This window comes from Ignavibacteriales bacterium (genome assembly GCA_016700155.1).
Taxonomy (GTDB): domain Bacteria; phylum Bacteroidota; class Ignavibacteria; order Ignavibacteriales; family Ignavibacteriaceae.
Window position 1 is genome coordinate 2,692,527 of sequence record CP065001.1, and the last position, 22,437, is coordinate 2,714,963.

At 36.8% G+C, this 22,437-nt stretch carries 16 protein-coding genes; 1 reads left to right on the forward strand and 15 read right to left on the reverse strand.

All coding sequences use genetic code 11. From position 1 onward, the window contains the following. Positions 1 to 20 precede the first annotated feature (20 nt). From IPM56_11405 to IPM56_11450, 10 genes are all read right to left on the reverse strand, one after another. Entirely contained in the window at positions 21 to 3,629 is a 3,609-nt protein-coding gene (locus tag IPM56_11405; GenBank protein QQS34866.1) for a UvrD-helicase domain-containing protein, read from the reverse strand. Further along, positions 3,622 to 7,470 carry a HAMP domain-containing protein gene (locus IPM56_11410; protein QQS34867.1) on the reverse strand — a complete coding sequence of 1,283 codons (3,849 nt, stop codon included), beginning with the start codon at positions 7,468 to 7,470 and terminating at the stop codon, positions 3,622 to 3,624. The genes IPM56_11405 and IPM56_11410 overlap by 8 nt, the downstream gene beginning before the upstream one ends. Then, complete coding sequence (locus IPM56_11415) at positions 7,470 to 7,925, reverse strand: DUF4783 domain-containing protein (GenBank protein QQS34868.1); 456 nt, start codon at positions 7,923 to 7,925, stop codon at positions 7,470 to 7,472. Before IPM56_11415 ends, IPM56_11410 begins: the two co-directional genes overlap by 1 nt. A gap of 75 nt (positions 7,926 to 8,000) precedes the next feature. After that, positions 8,001 to 8,828: a hypothetical protein gene (locus tag IPM56_11420; GenBank protein ID QQS34869.1), complete on the reverse strand. Its 828-nt coding sequence runs from the start codon at positions 8,826 to 8,828 to the stop codon at positions 8,001 to 8,003. A gap of 169 nt (positions 8,829 to 8,997) precedes the next feature. Then, on the reverse strand, positions 8,998 to 10,290 hold the full coding sequence (locus IPM56_11425; protein ID QQS34870.1) for a dihydroorotase: 1,293 nt from the start codon (positions 10,288 to 10,290) through the stop codon (positions 8,998 to 9,000). A gap of 12 nt (positions 10,291 to 10,302) precedes the next feature. Next, positions 10,303 to 11,223 (reverse strand): aspartate carbamoyltransferase catalytic subunit, encoded by a 921-nt coding sequence (locus tag IPM56_11430; protein ID QQS34871.1) that lies wholly within the window; start codon positions 11,221 to 11,223, stop codon positions 10,303 to 10,305. Between the two features lie 11 nt (positions 11,224 to 11,234). After that, entirely contained in the window at positions 11,235 to 11,780 is a 546-nt protein-coding gene (pyrR, locus tag IPM56_11435; GenBank protein QQS34872.1) for a bifunctional pyr operon transcriptional regulator/uracil phosphoribosyltransferase PyrR, read from the reverse strand. Positions 11,781 to 12,085: 305 nt separating this feature from the next. Next, complete coding sequence (locus IPM56_11440) at positions 12,086 to 12,754, reverse strand: hypothetical protein (GenBank protein QQS34873.1); 669 nt, start codon at positions 12,752 to 12,754, stop codon at positions 12,086 to 12,088. A 439-nt stretch (positions 12,755 to 13,193) separates the two neighbouring features. After that, positions 13,194 to 13,511, reverse strand: coding sequence for an RDD family protein (locus tag IPM56_11445; GenBank protein QQS34874.1), 318 nt, complete (start codon positions 13,509 to 13,511; stop codon positions 13,194 to 13,196). A gap of 186 nt (positions 13,512 to 13,697) precedes the next feature. Next, the gene (locus IPM56_11450) at positions 13,698 to 14,459 is read right to left on the reverse strand and encodes a hypothetical protein (protein QQS34875.1); all 762 of its coding nucleotides are present in this window, start codon (positions 14,457 to 14,459) and stop codon (positions 13,698 to 13,700) included. Between the two features lie 620 nt (positions 14,460 to 15,079). Here IPM56_11450 and IPM56_11455 point away from each other — a divergent pair. Further along, entirely contained in the window at positions 15,080 to 17,098 is a 2,019-nt protein-coding gene (locus IPM56_11455) for a S8 family peptidase (GenBank protein QQS34876.1), read from the forward strand. Positions 17,099 to 17,339: 241 nt separating this feature from the next. On the opposite strand, the gene IPM56_11460 is transcribed toward IPM56_11455, so the two are convergent. The 5 genes from IPM56_11460 to IPM56_11480 all read right to left on the reverse strand — a co-directional run bounded on the left by IPM56_11460 (position 17,340) and on the right by IPM56_11480 (position 22,436). After that, on the reverse strand, positions 17,340 to 18,305 hold the full coding sequence (locus IPM56_11460; GenBank protein ID QQS34877.1) for an aminopeptidase: 966 nt from the start codon (positions 18,303 to 18,305) through the stop codon (positions 17,340 to 17,342). Between the two features lie 29 nt (positions 18,306 to 18,334). Then, positions 18,335 to 19,042, reverse strand: a complete 708-nt coding sequence (locus IPM56_11465) for a hypothetical protein (protein ID QQS34878.1) — start codon at positions 19,040 to 19,042, stop codon at positions 18,335 to 18,337. A 131-nt stretch (positions 19,043 to 19,173) separates the two neighbouring features. Continuing rightward, positions 19,174 to 20,523 (reverse strand): MFS transporter, encoded by a 1,350-nt coding sequence (locus tag IPM56_11470; GenBank protein QQS34879.1) that lies wholly within the window; start codon positions 20,521 to 20,523, stop codon positions 19,174 to 19,176. A 65-nt stretch (positions 20,524 to 20,588) separates the two neighbouring features. After that, positions 20,589 to 22,049: an aminoacyl-histidine dipeptidase gene (locus IPM56_11475; GenBank protein ID QQS34880.1), complete on the reverse strand. Its 1,461-nt coding sequence runs from the start codon at positions 22,047 to 22,049 to the stop codon at positions 20,589 to 20,591. A gap of 9 nt (positions 22,050 to 22,058) precedes the next feature. Beyond that, positions 22,059 to 22,436, reverse strand: coding sequence for a PqqD family protein (locus IPM56_11480; protein ID QQS34881.1), 378 nt, complete (start codon positions 22,434 to 22,436; stop codon positions 22,059 to 22,061). Between the last annotated feature and the right edge of the window lies 1 nt (position 22,437).

Below are 22,437 nucleotides of genomic sequence, written 5' to 3' on the forward strand. Positions count from 1 at the left end.
GTTTAATTGTACTTGCCGATTTAACTTTTAACACACCTGCCGTTATTTATAGAAAAGTTACAAGATGCACAATGTGTCAGGTTCTTTGAATAATTCCCGGCTCTTGTATTCTGAATAAATTCTTCAATCAGCGTTTGTGTTTTTAGAATTTCTTTCTGATCTATATCAAGCCGTATTTCTTTTTCAGGAAATTTTATGAAGATAAGCCTGCTCTGAATCCGGGTAATCTTCTTAAATAACCTGCTTACAATATAGGAATAAAATTTTAATTGATTTAAATAGTGTTCGGATCGCTGAACAATTTCATCTTCTGTGATATTGTCTGTTTTGTAATCGATAATTTCAATTGAATCATCACTAAAAATTATTTTGTCAATAATCCCGTATAGATAAAAATCTTTTTCTTTAACATAAACCTCGTACTCATTTTCAAATCTATCACTTGCTTTTATTTTTTTATATGATGAAGAGCCAAGATAGTTTTCCAGGACAGGTTTTATTTCAGTATATAAATTATCATTCAAGTATTCATCAGCAGTGTTCCGTTCATTTTGCAATTCCTCCTTCAAGAAAGAATCAGCTTCTGATAAATCTTTTTCAAGTTGTAGAAATTTGTGAATGATCCTTCCGCGCAGCGCTGAATAGTCCTGATCCCGATGTTCCTCCTGCTGATCTTCATATTTTTTATTATTTGTTTCCTCAGAATAATTGAACTCTTGTGTAAATGCTTTTGCGGTATTTCCATAACGCCGGGTTAATGATGCTAACGCCTTGTACCCGATCTCATACATCAGTTCATATTTTACAGGGCACTGCATATACATTGAAAACCTGGATGCGGAAATTATTTCTCCTTCAGTTGAATCGACAATTCTGTCAAGATTAAAAACATGATCGACGCTATCTCTTTTCATTCCTGCTGGTGAGTCAATCATTTTTATATTCCTGGTAATTGGTATTCCGTATTTAAGTTGTTTTGTTTTTGTTGAGTATCCTTTAGAATTTTTTTCAAGAAAAGTCAGATCATTTTTTATTTCAACTTTGTCACCGGTCAGCTCTTTACCAAGACCGTCAGCAATCATTTGCATGAATGAATCGTTAGGGAAACTATAATTTTCATCCGCGGAACAGGAAATTACCAGGTGGTTTTTCGCTCTTGTCGCACCGACATAAAGCAGCCGCTTAAGTTCAGCAGATTCCCGTTTCCTGGCAAGCAAATCCACAAACGGAATTAAAGGCGCGGCAAAATATTCCCCAGAATAATTTTGATTAAGAGGAATTTTAGTGAGTATCCCGAATTCTTTATTGACAGAAACCGATTTTGCTTTTACAGAATCTATCATTGGAGTTGTTTCACATTTGTACAGAACCACAACAGGAAATTCCAATCCCTTCGATTGATGAAGCGTCATAACTTTAACTGATTCCGATTCATCGCTCAATGCCGCCTGTGATTCATCTTCCATCGATTCAAGTGAGTCTTTTAGAAAATCAACATAGTCGTACAAAGTGTTATAACCGTTTTCCGAAAAATCTATGCTAAGCCGGTTTAGTTTTTCAAGATTTGCACGCTCCTGCTCACCGCCTGCTGTTGAATTGATAACCGGAATAAATACGGAGTCATTCAGAATATTTCTTAATGTTGATGTAAGATCATTTGTACGTGAGAACAGAATGTCCTCTTTTATTTTACTTACATGAACCCTGTATTTTTTTTCATGTTCAGAAAACGAAATAAATTTTTGCCATAGATTCGATTCTTCCTCCAAAGATATTTCAAATATTTTTGTATCTGGTATTAAGAAGAAAGGTGATCTCAAAATTCCAAGAAGGGCGGCATCATTATCCTGGTTCAGCAGGAATGAAAAATAATTATAGATATCATAGATGATCTGTCTCTGGTAAAATCCTGTTCCTCCGACAATCGTAAACGGGATCTTATACTTTATAAAAGCAGATTCAAGTTCACTGAAATGTTTCCGCTTCCTTACCAGTATTGATATGTCTTTATACTCAATTTTATTCTCCTGTGAGACATCATTAACCAACGTCAGGATTTTTTTTACAACAAGTCCGGCTTCTGAGTTATCATTACTCTGTTTTTCATTCGCATCCATCGCAATGAGAAATTCAACATTGCCGAAAGGCTTTTCGGGGCGGGCACAAACTAGATCCGTATGGTGTACATCATTATAATATTCAACCGGTGATTCAAATAAATTTTTGAAAATATAGTTCACGAAAAGACACACTGCGGGTGCCATCCTGAAACTATCCGGCAGGCTCAATAAATATTTTTCACCTGCGGATTGTTTAATATCCTTTTGTGTGCGGTTGAATACTTCAAGCTCAGCATCTCTGAATCGATAGATACTTTGTTTTTCATCACCGACAACAAACAGGTTTCCCTTTTTCAGATGATCAAGAATAGGCAGGAAAATATTGTACTGAATTTCATTAGTGTCCTGGTATTCATCAACCATGATATACTTAAACTTCTCACTTAATGCTTTGCGCACACTTTCTGATTCAATAATTTTTTGAGTCAGCAAAAGAATGTCCTCATAGTCTAGCGCACCGACTTCTTTTTTTCTCTCGTTGTAAAGTTCAACTGTCCTTATGATGTGTCCCGAAATATTCTTACCAAATCGTGCCAGTGATAATTCCTTTTGCCTGTCCTCATCAGAAATTGAAACACGAGACAGAACCGTAAGTAATTCTTCAATTATTACGATTTGATCCTGAACTTGTTCACTGAGTTTTTGTGAAAGATACCCTCTTTTTTTAAGAGTAAAACTTTTTGTCGCTATCACATCACACAAATCCAGGAGAAGTTTCAATTTTACTTCTGAGTTTTTAGCCGTCTTAATTTTTTTTAACAATGGAATTGAACTTAAGGCAACTTCATTTTTTTTGTCAGTGCTCAGAACTGTTTCATTAACTTCTTCAATAGACTTAATGGATTCATTAAGGTCATTGATTATAAACCTATCCGCTAATTCTATGAATGACTTGTGAAAGAAGTCCGCAATTTCATCTTCACTTTTTGAATAAAGATTATGTACAAGATTAAAAACGTTCTTCCTGTTTTTCACAAGACCGGAAAGCTCACGTACAAAAATATCTTTCGATGCAAAAATTCTGATTAACTCTTTTAATTTTTCAGGTTCATTGCCGGATAGTGATTGCTTTATAAGATCTTCCACGCAAAGCTCAATCAGTTCGTCTGATTCAATTTCATCAATGGCAGTAAAATTCGCATCTAAACCTGCTTCAACCGGAAATTCTCTCAGGATGTCCATACAAAAAGAATGTATGGTTGAGATGGAAGCTGATACAAGCTGCCGTCTTATTCTTTCAAGACGTTTAAGTATGGTTTGATCTTTTTCTATTGAGACTCGTTCATCGATCTGCTTTACAATCTTTGTATAAAGTTCACTCGCGGCTTTTTCTGTAAAAGTTATTGCCGCAATATTTCTCAAAGGAAGGTCTTCATTTAAAGCTATTTCAAGGTAACGTTTGGAGAGTATAAATGTTTTGCCTGAACCCGCATTTGCAGTAAGTGACAGATGGTTTGAATAATCTAATGCAGACTTTTGATGTGGTGTTAAGATATTAACTTCAGCCATTAGCATCCGCATTTTTATTTTTTATTGGCAGTAAAATTTTGAAAGTAGTGCCTTTGTCTGAATCATCGAGTAAAATACTTCCGCCGATTCCTTCAAGAAATCTTTTTATAAGCTTTAGTCCGATACCCATACCTTTTTCTTTAGTCGTAAAATTCTGTTCGAATATTTTACCTCTGATACTCTCAGGAATTCCGGTCCCGTTATCTTTAAAGTAAACTATTATTTGATCTTCAATACGGATCAGATTAATATTGATTGAATCAGCATTTGCCTGGATACTGTTCCTTACCAGGTTAATAAACATTCTCCTGAAGTTGGATTTGTCGCCCTCGATTATTACGGACTCAAAATTATGTTCAAAATTTATTTTAATTCTTTCTTCAACAAATAAATTAATCACATCGTTTATGACAGGAACAATGTCTATCTGTTCAAGTTTATAGCTGGGCATCCTTGCAAAGCTGGAAAATTCAGAAGCAATAAGATTCAATGTGTCTATCTGATTTAGTATTGTCTGAGATATTTTCTCGAACAATTGATCAAAGTTTTTCTTTTCCCTGAATGATGCCATTAACTGCTGCACAGCAAGCTTCATTGGCGTCAGCGGATTTTTAATTTCATGCGCGACCTGTTTAGCCATTTCCTTCCACGCATTTTCACGTTCAAGTTCTGCAAGTTCAACCTGGTTTTTCTGCAGTTCACCGGTCATCATATTAAACCTGTCAAACAGTTCTTTTATTTCACCTCTTTCGTTCCCTTCAAGCTGAATGCTCAGGTCTCCGTTTGCAACAGCCTCTGCAGCCTTTGTAAGCCTTCGTACCGGTGCTGATATCCTGTTAGCCATAATTGTACTGATAATTATAATTATCAGAACAGCGAATGAATAAACACCAAATAGAAAAACATCTACATCTATTGTACTGAAGGTTACTTTAATTTTATTAAATGCATCCGTTACATTCAGAACATAGTTAGTTCCATTGATATTCACTCTTTTGTAAAACGAGTCATAGGAATAGTTGTCAATCGTTTCCTTAAGAAAAAATTCCCTGTAGCTCAAGTAATTCAAAAAATAATACGCATCTGAATTTATGCGGCTGTTAAACAATCCTGCCCTGTAATAACCCGGCTGGGAATTATAAAAGACAGCGGTTCCGTCAAATACAGTGTAAGATATTTTTAATTCTTTGGATACGTTCTCAAATATAGTTTGGAGGTTTCTGTCTTTGTGTTTGGTTAATTGAGTGTTGATATGATTTTCAATGTAGTTCGTTCTTTCATTCAGTTCATTAATGATCGATGTTGTTGTCCGCTCCTGGACAATTTCCCTGTTATAAAGTGCGAGAAGTCCTACCGGTATAATTGAAACAAATAAAAACGCAACAAGTAACTGATTTTTGAAACTATACCTGAACTCGCTGCGATTGGAAAAAATTATTATCAATAGCAGCAGTAATATGAATATACTTTGTGTTATAAATATTTTAAAGAAATTGAACAGGTTCCATGTAAAATGTTTTTCACGGACGGAAACAGAAATAATATTCGTACTGTTTTCATATTCAGTTTTGTAAGCATAAGTAAGATAATTTTCATCATTCATATTTAAATTAAGCCAGGCTTCATTATCCCCTGTAAAATCAGCTTTAAGTACAGGTTGTGTCTGTTCCCTTGACGGATAGATTTCACCGGAAGCTTCAACCAGTTTTGAATCTGAAAATCTGAAAATATTTAACTGCTCATAGTCTATTACTGAATTGACGAGATTTTTTTTGGATCTCAGGAATTCAGGAATATCCGCCACAGACCTTGTTCCGGTGGCATACTGAATAGAACCTGAAATGTAACCGAGCAATATTCTTCCCTCAGTTACCGGAACAATTCCATCGAACAATTTAAGATTTGTATCATCATCCGGAACATTTTCGGTTAATGTAATTCCTGAAATTTTCTGTATCGAAGTACCTTGAGGTAATTTAGTTATCGCATTCATCCCGGCAGAAAAACTTCCAAGATAATCACCGTTCCTGTCGAATAATGTTATTGCTGAAATCAGTGATTCACGCTGCATCGAGCTCTTACTCCAAATTGCAAAAGCAAGCGCATCAAAATTTGTATTCCGTTTTGGAAATGCACCAACCACATCCGGGTTAGTTGAAGCTTCGCTGAGTGATTCTTCAAGCAGAAATTTTACAAGGTTATCATCCGAACGTGTTATTTCAAATGTTGTGGTCTTTAATGATTCGCGTTCAAGTTCAAGGTTAAAATAATTAAGCAATGAGATGCTGATGATTGAACCGGCAAGCCCGGCATATACATAATTGTAAAGTGAGGTTGTATTAACAAAGCATAAATGATAGGCAAGAAGGTACAAAACAGTTATCAGCACAAACATAAGAAGCGGGGTTAGCAGCGGCTGCTTTTGAACTATTAAAAATACCTGTCCTGAAACTTGCAGGAAAATAAAAATCAGAAGGACTAATATCCCCTGCTTTAAATGCAAAGAAACTTTTATATACCGAAGCACCAGCCCTATCAATGGGCTTATCAAAAAAGCCACTGCAGTCCCAATCAACAGAATGTTGAGACTCATAAGCATTACTTCAGGGGCGGGAATTATTTCAGTACCTCTGAAGTACCGCAAAGCAGAATCGAAAACAACGCTTTTAACACTTGCAGCAAATCCGCGAATAACAAGCAGTGATAGAACTATCGATAAGAAAAGAAAAATAAATCTCAGGAATTTCTTTTTGCTTTGATATGTAAGTTCCGAAAGATAGCCTGTCAGGTATTGAAATGTTTTTATGCCGACGATCAAAAGAAGAATACTTGTTACGAATAATTCCATCGGTGATTTAACGATACCCCATCCAAATGGAGAAGAAAAGTTGGAAGGATCTACAAAAGCTCCCTCTAAAAACCTTGAAGGAAATTCAACCAAAAATAAAATTGCCCTTAATGCTGTAATGTACAGTGTAAATAATATTAATCTTATGAAGCGTGAATTTATTTTTGAAAAGTCTTTCCGGAATCCCAGACCTATGAAAATGCATGCCATCAAAGCCAGCAGAGATTGAATCTGTGAAAAAGAATTGTTGATTGAATTTACTCTGCCTGAAAGGGATGGTTTAAGAAAACTAACCAGACCGATTTTATTGAACTTGTTATTAAGAATGTCGAATGAATACTTTCTGCCGTCTTTAGATTTTTGAGTATATGGCACATAGTCAATTTCGAACTGTGTATAATATTTATCTGAAATTTCTTTTGTAAAACTGATCTCTTTGTAATACTCATTCAGGAATGAATAATGTTTTTCGAACGGAACTGAGAAAGCGACAAAGAAAATATCTGTATCGATGTGCAATGTGTCGATGACGGATAGATAGGTCTGAAGTCCTGACTCATAAAAATAAGTTTCACCAAAGGGATAGCTTAGCGGAAATAATTCCTCCTGCGGAATTGCGATAATTGAATTCCACGCAATAAGTTTAGCGTTAGGGGCAAATACTTCGACTGAATAATCTTCAAATTCTTTATTGTTTACGGTCTTGATTAATAATCCGTATGACTGATTGCCGGGCTTCAAAATACGATGAAGCTTTTTTGTTAACTGTGTTTTAACCTCAATAAGTTGATGCTCTTTCTCCTTAAAACTTTTGAAAACATCATTCTCAATTTCCTGGATGGCAATCGAAAGCTCCTTGTTCCAGTTTGTTTCTGTCTTCTCGATAAGCAATGGCGCTGTAATTCCGGAAACCAGTATCAGGACTAAAACAAAAAAGACGATAGTGAAATATTTTCTATCGCCTTTAAATCTGTTCAGGATTCTTTTTAGCATCAGTTAAATGTTATCTGTGATATTTTCCAGCGGTTGCCTGTTTTTTTAAGTGAGATATATACACGGGCTGTATCGCGTTTACCTTTCAGATCATAACTGTAAACTCCTGTAGCATAAGGTGAAGTTTCATCATTTCTGATATTATTAAACCTGAATGATGTGATCTGGTAAACCTTAAAATATTCCTCGAGTACATAATAAGCCTGGTTAGAACTGTAATAACCGCTGACTCCGTTTGATAAACTCAGGTATGTCTGCGGACTGAAATACCCTGACAGCGCGGCAACATTACTTTCAGAAATACCGGTTTGAATTTCATCAAACACAATTTGTGATTCGGATTTCTGATTATTCAATCGGTTCTTATCAACAAGACTATTCCCCTGCCCAAAAATAATTTGTGCAGGGGATGTAATTAAAAGGATTGTCAATAATATGTGAAGAGTTCTAATCATCATTATCTCTTGATTAAATTTAATCAATAATTAAGATGAAATCTATAAACAACTTTTCAAAAAACTTTTTAACACTCACTGGTTTGAACTTATTTCAGTTCTTGTTCTGTTGCTTCTTGAAAGCGGACCTCTTTCATCCGGAACTGCCTTTAGCTTAAGTTCCCTGTTGCCCTCAACTAACTGATACGCCCAGTCGAATACTATGCGGTCACCTGTTATCGCTTTTACCCTGATCTTTGCATAGTGGTTATCCCAGGTCCAGATTACGTATGTATGTCCGACTCTTGCAATTTCATCCTTTGTTGAAGACCATCCGCTTGTAGGAGCGAAAGGTATATCATAGATATCATTTGTCGGTCCCATATCCCTGATGTCAGTATCATTGTAAACATCCAGGTAAAAAGTGCCCTGGTAATTTTCAAAGAAGAAATCAGCGTCATTATCGTCAAAAGGAACAACAAGATAGTCTGAGAATGAATAACCCGAATTGTCAGGAAATCTCCTGAAGTCGAAAATTGCCTGGTTAAATCCTTCAGGTCTTGGAGTTGCGTAAACAACATCAACGCTCAGTTCACTTTCATTGCCATTATAGTCATATGCGGTTACAGCATAGTAAAGTGTCAGACCGTTACTTGCTCCGTCATCAATAAAATAATTTGAAGATGTTGAGCCGATAAGTGTGTACTTTCCGTCATACGAATAAGCGTAGTAAACGTTGTAACCGGCAAGGTCGCCTTCCCTGTTGTCATCCCAGTAAAGGTCGACGCGGTTATCGCCGTTTAATACAACAATGTTTCTTGGTTCAGCCGGTGGAGTATAATCGAAATATGAATCGTTAATATCACACGCGTTAAATAAAAACAGTGTGGTTAAGATTGACAGGTATAATATTTTGTTTTTCATGATAATCACCTTTATTTAAGTTCTGTTGGTGATTACCCAATTAAGATGCCACTAAAAAACAGCTTTAATGACTGTTAATGCAGGATTTTTCGCAGGGAATTGTATAGATGTTTATACAATATGAATTTTAAAATGAGCAGTTAAATCCAGGTGCTTTTAGCGCCTGCAATTAAAGTACACTAAACTCGCCGCCTATAAAGATCTTTCCTTTATTGATTACTGCAGCGGGTTTACCCGTCAGCAATCTCTTATGGAAAGGTGAATTTATTGAAAGCGATTTGGACTTATGAATATCCGCAGTCCAGACTTCATCAATATCTATAATACTAATGTTTGCTGTTTCACCCTCTTTAATTTGAGGGACAGGAAGATTAAGGATTTTTCTCGGATTGATTGAAAGTTTTTCAATGATCTGTTCAAGTGATAAAACTTTTTTATGGTAAAGTTCTGTGAAAGCCAATCCCACTTGTGTTTCAAGTCCAATAATTCCGTTTGGTGCGTATTCAAACTCAGCTTCTTTTTCTTCAATTGAATGTGGTGCGTGATCACTTGCTATGCAATCAATTGTGCCGTCTTTTAATCCGGCAAGAATCTCATCAACATCTGCCTGAGTTCGAAGAGGAGGATTCATCTTTGTATTAGTATCATAAGTTTTAACCGCATCATCAGTCAGTGTAAAGTGATGAGGTGTTACTTCAGCAGTTACGTTAATGCCTCTTGCCTTAGCTTCCCTTACAAGTTCAACAGACCTCTTTGTACTTATATGTGCGATGTGAACTTTACCACCTGTGTATTCAGCCATCATTATATCGCGCATCACGATCAGGTCTTCTGCAACTGAAGGAATTGGAGGTAAGCCGAGTAACGTCGAGTTTATACTTTCATTCATCGCACCGCCTGCGAGAGATTCATCTTCACAATGTTCAATTACCGGCAGATTATACATTTTAGAATATTCAAGTGCGCGTTTTAGTATTGATGCTGTTTTAATCGCAATTCCATCATCAGAAAAACCAACCGCGCCGGCTTCATACAACTCAGCCATTGGAGAAATCGTTTCTCCTTTTCTTGACATTGTAGCTGCGCCAACAGGATAAACATCAACAAGATGATTCATCGCTTTGTCTTTTATTAATGTTATCACTTCCGCGGAATCAATAGCGGGTTCTGTGTTAGGCATACAGGCGAGTCCAGTAAATCCCCCGTTTGCCGCCGCGTTGCATCCGGTTACGACAGTTTCTTCATCTTCTCTTCCGGGTTCGCGTAAGTGTACGTGCATATCGAATAATCCAGGAACCACATATTTATTCTTCAACTCAAATTCTTTTGCGCCTTCAGATTCTTTCTTTTCAAGCTTACCTATCTTTTGTATAACTCCGTCAACTATCAGAACATCAACATTTTTTTCATTCAACTTCTGATGGGGATTAAAAACATTTACATCTTTAAGAACTATCTTCATTTAAATTCCTGTTTAGTTTAAAGTACCGAGTAAATACAGGACCGCCATCCTTACAGCGACCCCGTTTGTAACTTGTTTTAAAATTATCTGGTTCATTCCGTCAGCAACTTCCGATGATATTTCAACACCGCGGTTAATTGGTCCGGGATGAAGCAGCAAAATATCTTTGCCGTTCTTATCAAGCCGCTGCTGGGTAATACCAAAATATTTTGTGTATTCCCTTATTGATGGAAAATATTCTCTCGCTTTTCGTTCAAGCTGGATGCGGAGAACATTCAACACATCATTCTCCTGTATCGCTTCATCGATGTTGTGGATAACATCCACACCGAGTTCTTCCATATATCTCGGTATCATTGTCGAAGGTCCGCACACGGAAACTTTTGCACCCATAGTTTTCAACCCGAAAATATTTGAAAGAGCAACACGGCTGTGCGCAACATCACCGACTATACAGACTTTAAGTCCGGCAAGCTTGCCTAGTTTTTCTCTTATCGAATACATATCAAGTAAAGCCTGAGTTGGGTGTTCGTGAATTCCGTCTCCCGCGTTGATTATGTTTGAATCACAGATCTTTGTAAGGAATAGCGGAGTACCTGCAGCGGCGTGTCTAACAACCACCATATCGACTTTCATCGCTTCGATATTTTTCATTGTATCTTTCAGTGTTTCACCTTTGCTTACACTGCTTGTCGAAACGCTGAAGTTTACCGCGTCGGCTGATAATCTTTTTTCAGCGAGTTCGAAAGAGATCCTTGTTCTTGTAGAGTTTTCATAAAACAGGTTCACTACAGTTTTTCCCTGCAATGTCGGAACTCTTTTAATAGGTCTTTCAAGAACTTCCCTGAACGTTGTTGCTGTATCAAGTATTAACTGGATATCTTCTTTAGGTACACCCTGCAACCCTAACAAATGCCTGCTGGATAACGACATATTCTCCTTAACTAATTTTGTTTTGCTTCAACAAGGTAGATCGCGTCTTCGCCGTCAACCTCGTTCATTTTAACTTTAATTTCTTCATTGGTTGAAGTAGGAATATTTTTTCCTACATAGTCTGCTCTTATAGGAAGTTCGCGGTGACCCCTGTCAACAAGTATAAAAAGCTGTATTGATGAAGGTCTTCCCATATCCATTATTGCGTTAAGCGCGGAACGGACTGTTCTTCCTGTGTAAAGTACATCATCGATAAGGATAATATCTTTTTCGTTGATGTCGAATGTTATGTCTGATACCGAAACTTCCGGCTGTTTTAATCTTGTCCGGAAATCATCACGGTAAAGTGTTATGTCAAGAACGCCGAGCGGCAGTTCTATCTTTTCAATCTCTTTTATTTTTTCGAAGATGCGCCTTGCAAGGAACTCGCCGCGTGTTCTCATTCCCATAAGCACAAGATTTTTTGAACCTTTATTCTTTTCAAGTATCTCGTGGGCTATTCTTGTGATGATTCTTTGCAGACCGGCTTCGTCGATTACTTTTGATTTTATGCTCATATATAAAAAATCCTCCTTGGAATAGTTCCGTGGAGGTTCCTTTTCTGTTTGTTATTTTTTTTCATCCTTATCGATCTCTCCGGATTGATTTAAAGGTTATCAAATTTTTACTGATGAAACTTAGAAGAAAAGTTGTTTAAAGTAAAGACAGGGGGTGAGAGTTTTACCACAGAGACACGGAGACACAGAGAAGTTTTTGCCGTAGATTGTTATTGATGTGCTTTAGGGTTTGAGTAAGGAAATCATTTTTAACCCGAAGACGCAGGGAATTTGTTTTCTGGGATATCTTTGACTAATTGCAGAAGTTATGTTTTATACGGTAAAATACTCAAATAATCTGGTTTAATGTTCAAATATTTTTCATATAACTTATACAGATCTGATTCTACTAAGAGAGTAGTTAGATCATTTACATTTCTCGATTGTTCGAAAGAAGCAAGTAAAGTTTGCGATTGACCTCTTGAATAATTGCAGAGATCTTTGAAATAATAATTTAAAAAGACCACGGAATTATTAAGTATTTTAACCGCTAACTCCTCATTCCATATTCTAATATCAAATGGAATTTCATTCTTATCATTTCCAAATTGAGCAAGAAGTGCCCCATTCTCAAAAATACCTCGTTCAACCTTTGGGTGTGCATAATTATTTCTAATTCTTATGAGATTTTTAAGAATGCTGTATTCGTTTCGAGATTTATCGATCAAATTTTTTTTTATAGAATACAGATAAAAATTATACTTACCGATGACATCCATTCTTTCAACTTCATTATAAACTTCTAAAGGTAGATTTAATGAACTAATACAAATATTTGCAGCACACTCAATACTTAATATTGTTGAAACTATTGACGCTCTAATTAATGATCCTTTTACAAATTGTGTTGCTTCAGAAGCAGTTTCAATGAGTTTAATTGAATCCCAAAAAAGTGTTAAGTATTTTTTATTTAATGCTGTATCTGAATTTTCCATTTTATTTCGTTTTTTTAATCATAAAGTCGCAATTATTTTTATTTAAATGTTCACCAGCACCTAACTTTTGCTATTTGATTTATTGTTTAAGATTATTGCACTGAATTATTAAAGGAACTCTGCTTATTGAATCGCTCGAACTATTTTTTTTCTATTTACAGTATTGCCTTCACATAAATTGAATAAAAACTTTGAATAAACAATTAACCTCAGGCTTTGGCCCTCTCTACTTCCCTTACAGTTAATAAGTAACCAAGAACATCTAAATAAACATACTTAATTACTCCATATTCAATGGGCACTGCATCACTTTTCAAGACATAGGTGCCAGCAATTTTATCTCTAAGAGTTTGCTTTGTAGATTCACCGGTTAACCAAATCATGTCTAAAATTAATTCCAGCGGACCAATGACTAACAGAGCGAAACGTAGTATCATTTTTAAAATGACGGTCGACTGCCATCTAAACCAACGACTTTTACTTTTAGAATAATATAAGCGAGAGTACCGGTGCCGGAAGCTTTAAGAATTGTAAGATATATAAAGACAACAACGAAACCTGTTATTATTAAATAATTATCAGGTAATTGGAACATCTCAAAAAGTAATAAAATAATTACGCCAAATATTAGAAGAGCCAGGCAATCAATTATAATAATTAGTATTCTTTTCCAAAGACCGATATGATCGTCTTTAGAATAAATTACCCCCATATTTGAGTTTTTAAGTGACCCAGTTTTATTATCAGAGTTTTCCATTTTATAGTCCCCTATCAACTAGTGCTAAGCCATAATACTGTGTTTAGATTAATTAAAAAATTCTATGTATTTAATTTTCTAAAGAACTCTATTCAAATAATCTGTCAAAACTATTTTTTTCTTTTTACGGTATTGACTGTCCGCCTTTGGCGAAACTCTTTGCTTATTAAAGAAGTTAGACGATTTTTAGTTATTACTTTTTATATCCGATATTATTATAACTTCCCTAAAACTTTCTTCATCAACTTCTTTGCATACTTCATATCTATAACCAAATCGCATTCCAGAAGGCACGGCTAAATCTCGAATAAATTCTTCACCAAAAGTTTGTGATAAATACTCACTTGCTGGATATTCAGAAATTTTACATAAACCCAGGAAATGAATATAACAGGTTTCTGTTAATGCTATTAACCGATTATCTTTGATAGCCCATAAACCATATAAATCGTTTACTGCAAAAATGAACACATCAGGATTATCTTCTACATAATCAAGTAAATGTTCTGCCACATAATCATTGCCACCATGATTTGAAGGTAGATATGAGAAACCAAGACTATCGCTTATTCTTTTAATTTCATTTTCTGGATAGGTAACAACTATCCTACCAACTTTTCTTTCAAATTCATTATATAGTAGAACTGATTGGAAATTGAAATCATTTTTGAAATTAATTAAATACTCAAAACTATCCCCACATTTGTATTCCTTGGCATTATCATTTAACCAAAACACAGGAATTGATAATAGTTTTAACTCATCAATTTTATATTTTTCACGACTAAAAGGGTATTCAAAGAACATCTCCTTCTTTTCATACTTTTCTTGTAATTCCTTTTTAGCAACTTTATTATACTCATTCATATTTAATGAGAAATACAAAGTATCTGGTTGAGAATAAAGATTAACATCCAGAATTATAAAAAATGCAAGAATTATTTTCATTTTAGTTTTTTATTGAAACGCTTAACTATTCCTGAGTCCGAATTGATTCTCAATCCGGTCGTTATTCACGAATTATTTTCTGAACTATAAACTCTTAACTATTTTTTTCTCCCGATCCGCTTTCCACATACAAGCCAAACCTGTACAACTGCCTCAAAGCACTGCCCCGGGATTTCTGGATAAACTAACTGGGGGCGACATAAATGCAATAGCAACTTAAAGCAACCCGGAACAAAGGGCAAATGGAAAATGGGAAATGGATGATGTAAGATGTATGAGGGTTGAGGAAAGGAAAGTTTTAGGCAAGAGAGAAGTGGGCGATGAGCAGTAGGCAATAGGCAGTAGGCAAATCTTTTTGAAAGTGATAACAATTTTATTTTAAATGTCTTATCAGTTGAAATCATAATCATCATAAAGCCCGGATGTTGGAGTGCTGATCAGTGTACTATAAGGCATAGGAGAAGGCAAAGGCGGAGGAGGTGTTTGAATGTATGGCTGATTGATTGAATGGACTCCGTCCAGTTCTTCACCAAATTAATTTCTTATTGAGTCATATTATCTTATTGTGTAACTTGAAACAGTTTTTTAAATCACACCATCAATCAACCCGGAGGAATCAGATGTTTAGATTTACTCTTTTGATCTTTTTCACTTTTGCGTTTTGCGCTCAGGTGTTCTCACAGGCAGATATAACCACACGACTCTATGATAAAATGCTGGACAGCAATCCAAATGACTACATCAAAACACTTGTTATGTTAAAAGACCAGGTGGATCTTGAACGATTGGACAAACAATTGTATGAAGAAAAGATACTGCCGGCGGAACGATCCCAGATTGTTATCCGCGCTTTGATGGATAAAGCTGAGAAAACACAATCACAATTAATTGAATACTTCACACAGAAAAGTAATGAAGGAAAAGTATTTTCTTTCAGATCATTCTGGATAGCTAATATGTTTGCCATCGAAGCAAAACGTGAAGTGATCAGTGAACTCTCAGCAAATGCCGATGTAGAACTGCTCGACCTTGATGATGAACTTGACTGGGACAGACCGATAAATGTTTCGCCTTCACCAATTGAAAACTCACTCGCATCAGAGCCGGGTTTAAATATTATCAAAGCAAATCAACTGTGGGCTTTGGGTTATACTGGTGCGGGAAGACTTGTAATGCACATTGATACAGGTGTAAATGTTAATCACGCAGCGTTAGGTCCAAAGTGGCGCGGCAACAACGGCGCGCAATGGTATCATGCATGGTTCGATCCTATTTCTCCGGCAAGCTCGCTTCCTTTTGACTGCGGTTCACACGGCACACATACAATGGGTATAATGTGCGGTATGGTTCCGGGTGATACTGTCGGTGTTGCGCCTGATGCTCAATGGATATCTGCAGGAATTACGGATTGCCCCGGAGCGAATTATCCTTCAATGAACATTGCTGCTTTTCAGTGGGCGATGAATCCGGACAGTAACATTGCTACTACAAATGATATTCCTGATGCGATCAGTTGTTCGTGGCAGGATCCGAATTCCAACCCGCAATGCACAAGTATTTACGTCCAGACGATGAACGCACTTGAGACTGCGGGAATTGGTGTTGTATTCTCAGCGGGAAATTCCGGTCCGGGTGCTTCAACTATTACTCCTCCAAAAAATATTAATACTGATGAAGTTACGATAATGTGCGTCGGCAACATTGACGGCGCTTTGTACCTTGCAGGAAATACAAACCCGATCAGGTCAACATCAAGCCGCGGACCTTCAACTTGCGGCGGTATTGGTTCACTGCTAATAAAACCTGAAGTTGTCGCACCGGGAACAAATGTCCGCTCAACAATACCTACCGGTTACGGAAATATGACCGGTACATCAATGGCTTCCCCTCATGTAGGCGGAGCTATTGCTTTGTTAAAGCAGGTCGCACCGAATTTAACCGGCCACCAGATAAAGATGGCTTTGTACAACACCGCGATCGATCTTGGTACCATTGGTGAAGATAATACATACGGTAACGGGTTGATTGATGTATATGCCGCTTACCAGGTTATCCTGAGTCAGATACCTGTTGAGTTGAGTTCGTTCTCAGCAAATGTAGTCCGGGATGAAGTTCATCTTAACTGGTCAACTGCAAGCGAAACAAATAACTCCGGGTTTATGATCCAGAAAAAATTAAAATCTGAAAATGAATGGAGTGACAGAATATTTATAAATGGCGCAGGCACAACAACAGAGCAGATCGATTATTCTTTTATCGATGAAGAAAAAAATCCCGGGGTTTACCAGTACCGATTAAAACAATTTGATTATGACGGAACAGTTGAGTTGAGTGATCTGGTTGAAGTTGAAGTGTTTTCACCGACTAAATATTCTTTGCTGCAGAACTATCCAAACCCGTTTAACCCCACTACAGTAATTGAATTTTCATTGCCTGAAAAAGCACACGTAACTCTGAACATATACAATGCGCTTGGTGAGTTTGTAAGAACATTAGCAAATGATGAGGCTGAATCCGGGTATTACCGTGCTTACTTTAATGCTATTGATCTGCCGTCGGGATTATATGTTTACCAGATAACAGCAGTCGGTGAAGCATCAACCTTTACGGACAGTAAGAAGATGATGCTTGTTAAGTAATGTACAATGTATAATCCTCCAAAGCAGGTTGTTGCACGACTGTCATTTCGATGGCGCAGCCGAGAAATCTCAGACCTTAGAATGATTGAGATTTCTCAGTCGAGGACTCCTTCGAAATGACATTTTAGAAGTTATGCAACTGCCTGTAAAGGCGGACAGGTACAAAAAAGGCGATTCAATTGAATCGCCTTTTATATTCCAACTATTGCGAACGGACTAAGCCATTCCCATCAATCAAATTTTATTTTACCAGCAGTACACCATCTTTCATCAATAATTTTCCATCAAGATAGACAGTCGGTTTTTTAACTACACCGTCAAGATGAATCGGAACATTTACGCTGCCGCCCATTGATACATTATTGCCAACAGCTATATGAATCGTGCCCATAACTTTTTCATCTTCGAGTAAGATGCCGCTTAACTTTGCGCTGTCATTTGTGCCGATACCAAATTCAGCAATGTTGCGCGCTTCTTTTCCTACAGCATCGAGCTGTTGTTTAAGTTTTTTTGCAATTGTTCCGCCAGTGATTTTTGTAGCATAACCTTTTTCAACTTCAATCCTGATGTTGACATTTTTGATAAGTCCTAATCCTGCCATTGAACCATCAACAACAAACACTCCATTTGATGTTCCTTCAACGGGAGCTAAGAATGTTTCACCAGTAGGAAGATTTCCGCTTTCACCTTTTGCATGAAATAATCCTTTGCTTGCGTAAGATTTTCTTCCTGCAATGCTGAATGAAATATCGGTTCCGGCAGGTGCAGTTACACGAACGTGTTTTCCTTTTTCAAGAATACCTTTAAGTTTTACTGAGAGTTTTGAGATCTTATTATAGTCTGCATTCATCCCGCGAATCATCACATCTTTTGTGATACCGGGAAAAGTTGCAACGCGTACACCCTTTGCTGAAGCGGCTCTCCGTGCGTTTGTGTGTGTAAGTGATTTTGCAGTCGGACAAAAAACCACATCGAACTTTTGCATTAAGTCGGCAACTGCTTCAGGTGGTTCTTCTCCATTAATCTTTCCTGATTTCATTTCGACGAGAAGTGCTTTGTAACCAAGCCTTACAGCATTGGAATAAAGTGAGTATCCGATTTCATGTTTAAGTTCATCTGTGATGACAAGGATTGATTCATTTTTCTTAACGCCCATACAATCTTTAATTGCAATGGTTGAGGCTGAATCTAATTTGGTAAGTTTCATAATTACCCCTCTGAGAATGGTTTAAGGTTTTATAAAGGAAAACCGATGTTCAATTGAATCAGTGCGCTGAATCCGCCTGCTTCAATAAAGTTTTCCATTATTTCATTTGAGTTTTCATTTTTTGTTAGGAAAGTTGTTTCATTCAGTTTCATCCTATCTATTGACAATACGGTATACCCTGCACTTCCTTCAATGCTGATGTATCCTTCAATTATAGAGAAGATAAATCCTGTCCCGACAGAATAACCGAGTGTAGATTCAGATGTATATTTTTTCACATCGGTATCGGCGCCGGGAAAATTTTCTGTGCTTGTTAATGATACATTATTAAAATGAAGTGCCCCATCAACAATTTTCCAGCTAAGTGCGTTTGAGATAGGGATACCGAGATCAATACCGACACCCCAGTTCCTCAATGCAAGATCAAAGGTGGTGTTTTTTATTCCCGTCTGAAATTTTTCAAGTGACTCGTGTTTTTCTTTTAATGATTGATAAAATCCTTTTGCTGTTAATATTACTCCGGTAAACTGTGCCCTGAAAAAATTTATTCCAACCCTGTAGCCGGAAGCTTTGCCGAAACTTTCCATCGGAGAAGTCAGCGAATCACTTCGGAGTTCATTATAAACAACAATATAATCATTCAATCCTTTGGGATTGAAATTCTGAATATTGTAACCTCCGTAACCACCCACAAAACCAAGACATCCAAAGCCGAATGATTGAGAATGCAGTTTCAAAGGGCTAATTACTATAAGGCAAAAGCAAAATATTATCAGTTTATTTATTTTCATTTCTACTGTTTGTTACCTAAAACAATTTACCAATTACAATTAAAAGATAACAGGCTTTTTCAGGTAATGTCTTTTAATTACGCTTTCCCTTTTTCAAGACCATGTCCACCGGGTCCGCTTTCAGATTTTCTTAAAAGGAATGCAAACAACAATCCTAGAAATCCCAGTGAAGAAAATATCCACATGCCAAGATTGTAGCCACCGGGGTTTGTTGCACTCGCACTTGATACATCATTTGCATAACCAATTAATAAATTGAATCCTGCCAGACCGATATTCTGTATCATCGTCATCAACCCATAGGCCGTACCTAGCTTTGGTGAATCCACAATTAATGCAACTGACGGCCACATTACAGCAGGTATAAGTGAAAATGCAATACCCATCATACTCATTGGAAGAATTAAGTAAAGAGGTATTGCTGCATCAATATCAAAAAACTTTATTGTTATGTTGATGAAGTCACCCTCACCCATTACATCTGGTTTACCAAACTGGTAAGCCATCATCAAATAAACAGGAATTATCAGAAGTGAACCGAACATCATTAACAAAGATCTCTTCCCAATTTTATCAGCTAACAATCCAAACAACGGTGTGAATATCATTGCGGCTAATGTAAGTATGCTTGAAAGATTTCCACCGACTTCTCTTGTTGTACCGTGTGCATCCTGAAAAAATTTAATAGCGAAAGTCTGGAATGGGAACATCGCAGAGTAAAACGTTACGCACAGTGCGGTGATGAACCAGAACGATTTTCCAAATTTGAATATCTCTTTAAATTCAATTTTATCCTGCTCACCGTCTTTAGGCATTGAATATTTTTTTACAGCGTAAACATCAACAGCGTAATAAAATAGTATGCAGACTATTGCAAAAACACCGGCTCCAACTGATATCCATAAAGGTGATTGCCAGTATTCGTATAATCCCTTTCCCCATGAAGGAGAATTTAATGCTAGGAATTGTCCCAATCTTGCAACCGTTAAATTAAGACCAAATGCAAAAGATAATTGTTTTCCTTTAAACCATCTGGCAATTATTGTAGTGATTGCAACTATCATTGATTCTGCGCCAAGACCAAAAATTAATCTGCCGGTTGCCATTAGAAATAAATCACCTTTGATTGCAGTTACAAGTGCGCCGACAGCAATCAGTGCAGTGAAAATAAAAACTGATTTTCTTGTCCCGATCCTGTCAATAATAATTCCGCCGATTAACACCATGAAAACATTCGGGATGCTGTAAATAGCATTAAGCAGACCAATATCTGAATCCGAAAATTTTAATTGTGTGGCGAGAAGATCAGCGAGCGGACTAATGCTGTCATAAATATAATAGTTGCCGAACATAGCAAGGCTGACAAGCAGTAATGCAACCCATCTTATCAGTTTAGAAGGTTCTTTCATTTCTGTCGACTGATTCATGTTATTCAATGTTAATGTGGAAAAAGAAAGCAGGCATCATTTTAATCTGATACCTGCTTAATGAATTAAACGGTCGGAATATTTTTTAGAACGGTTGTCAACTGTTCCCAGAATTTTGGAACAGTATCGATCTTTAATCTTTCATCCGGTGAGTGAACGCCGAACATTGTTGGTCCGAAAGAGATCATATCCATATTCGGATATTTTTCTTTTATGATTCCGCATTCAAGTCCTGCGTGAATAGCCTTTACTTCCGGTTCTTTTCCGTAAAGATTTTCAAATGACTGTTTGAACACCTGTAAAACTCCTGAATGAATATCAGGCTGCCATCCCGGGTAACCATCATTATAAACAATCTCAGCACCGGCAAGTGTGAATACTGATGATACCATATTGCGTATATCATTTATTTCCGATGCGACGGAACTTCTCTGACTTGTAACGATGTTTATTCTTTTAGCTTCGGTTGTAATAACTGCAAGACTTGTTGAGGTCTCTACTAATCCCGCAATATCAGGAGACATTTTTATTACTCCGTGAGGCACAGCATACAAAGCATTCAGTAAGTGTCTCTGGAGCTTTTCATCCATAACTTTTTCAGGAGCCTGGAATTTTTCAAGATGAACTATCATATCCGGTTCAACTGAAACATATTCTGCTTTTACTGTTTCATTGTACTTGCCGACATATTTCTTAAAATGTTTTTCATCAGCTTTTGGAACAAGAACTACCGCATAAGCCTCTCTCGGAATAGCATTGTGTTTGTTGCCGCCATTGATCGAAGCAACGCGAACGGTTTTATCTTTTCCGTACATCCATAAAAGTCTTGCTAAGATTTTTATTGCATTGCCAAGACCTGAATGAATTTCCAATCCTGAGTGACCGCCTTTTAATCCTTCAACTTTTAATTCAAAAGCTGAATAATTTCTTGGGGTTTTTTCCTGTTTCAATTTAAAGTTTGCCTGAGTGTTAACTCCTCCTGCACAGCCTATGTAAAGTGAACCTTCTTCTTCAGAGTCCATATTGATAAGGATATCACCTTTCAGCCAGCCTTTTTTCAAACTTGATGCGCCGGTTAACCCGGTTTCTTCATCAAGAGTGAACAGACATTCGATAGGTCCGTGTTCAATATCTTTTGATTCAAGAACTGCAAGTGCTGCTGCTACACCTATTCCGTTGTCAGCGCCGAGTGTGGTTCCTCTTGCTTTCACCCATTCACCATCGATATAAATATCAAGCGGGTCATTTTCAAAATCGTGTTCAACACCGCGGTTCTTTTCGCACACCATATCGATGTGTCCCTGCAGTGTTACTGTTTTCAGATTTTCTTTACCTGGTGTTGCGGGTTTGCGGATAACTATGTTTCCGAATTTATCCTTTTCGGTCTGCAATCCTAAACTTTTTCCAAAATTCACAACATACTCGGCGATTTTTTCTTCCTGTTTTGAAGGACGCGGGTATCTTGTGATTTCTTCAAACTGATTCCAGACGATAGCGGGATTTAGATGACCTAATATGTTTCCCATAATTTTCTCCTATCTGTTTAATTCGTTAAATGATATTAGTCTTTGTTCATAAAGCTGAAACAAAAATTTGCTTACTCTTTCTTCAGCGGGCTGAATTTCATCTTTAAATTTTTCAGATGCTTCCTTAACAATTTGATGAACTTTATTTTTTCCATCCATTTTCATCCATACGAAAGAACCAAGTTTATCAAGCTTAATCCTGAACACATCACTTTTAAGTTTTGGTGAAATAAACTTAACAGCAAATTTATTTTTGAATTTTGGTATAAGCACTGTGACAAGATCCGCTTCATCAACTTCTTCTTTATGAAGTTTGACCGGGGTCATGTCCAGTGTATTGCTGTTTTTTAAAATCTTTTTTCGTTCGCTGAATGAAAGTTCTGACATA

Excerpts from the sequence above, each read along its gene's own strand:
- IPM56_11405 (QQS34866.1), bottom strand. The coding sequence starts at position 3,629 with ATGGCTGAAGTTAATATCTTAACACCACATCAAAAGTCTGCATTAGAT.
- IPM56_11410 (QQS34867.1), bottom strand. The coding sequence starts at position 7,470 with ATGCTAAAAAGAATCCTGAACAGATTTAAAGGCGATAGAAAATATTTC.
- IPM56_11415 (QQS34868.1), bottom strand. The coding sequence starts at position 7,925 with ATGATTAGAACTCTTCACATATTATTGACAATCCTTTTAATTACATCC.
- IPM56_11420 (QQS34869.1), bottom strand. The coding sequence starts at position 8,828 with ATGAAAAACAAAATATTATACCTGTCAATCTTAACCACACTGTTTTTA.
- IPM56_11425 (QQS34870.1), bottom strand. The coding sequence starts at position 10,290 with ATGAAGATAGTTCTTAAAGATGTAAATGTTTTTAATCCCCATCAGAAG.
- IPM56_11430 (QQS34871.1), bottom strand. The coding sequence starts at position 11,223 with ATGTCGTTATCCAGCAGGCATTTGTTAGGGTTGCAGGGTGTACCTAAA.
- pyrR (QQS34872.1), bottom strand. The coding sequence starts at position 11,780 with ATGAGCATAAAATCAAAAGTAATCGACGAAGCCGGTCTGCAAAGAATC.
- IPM56_11440 (QQS34873.1), bottom strand. The coding sequence starts at position 12,754 with ATGGAAAATTCAGATACAGCATTAAATAAAAAATACTTAACACTTTTT.
- IPM56_11445 (QQS34874.1), bottom strand. The coding sequence starts at position 13,511 with ATGGAAAACTCTGATAATAAAACTGGGTCACTTAAAAACTCAAATATG.
- IPM56_11450 (QQS34875.1), bottom strand. The coding sequence starts at position 14,459 with ATGAAAATAATTCTTGCATTTTTTATAATTCTGGATGTTAATCTTTAT.
- IPM56_11455 (QQS34876.1), top strand. The coding sequence starts at position 15,080 with ATGTTTAGATTTACTCTTTTGATCTTTTTCACTTTTGCGTTTTGCGCT.
- IPM56_11460 (QQS34877.1), bottom strand. The coding sequence starts at position 18,305 with ATGAAACTTACCAAATTAGATTCAGCCTCAACCATTGCAATTAAAGAT.
- IPM56_11470 (QQS34879.1), bottom strand. The coding sequence starts at position 20,523 with ATGAATCAGTCGACAGAAATGAAAGAACCTTCTAAACTGATAAGATGG.
- IPM56_11475 (QQS34880.1), bottom strand. The coding sequence starts at position 22,049 with ATGGGAAACATATTAGGTCATCTAAATCCCGCTATCGTCTGGAATCAG.
- IPM56_11480 (QQS34881.1), bottom strand. The coding sequence starts at position 22,436 with ATGTCAGAACTTTCATTCAGCGAACGAAAAAAGATTTTAAAAAACAGC.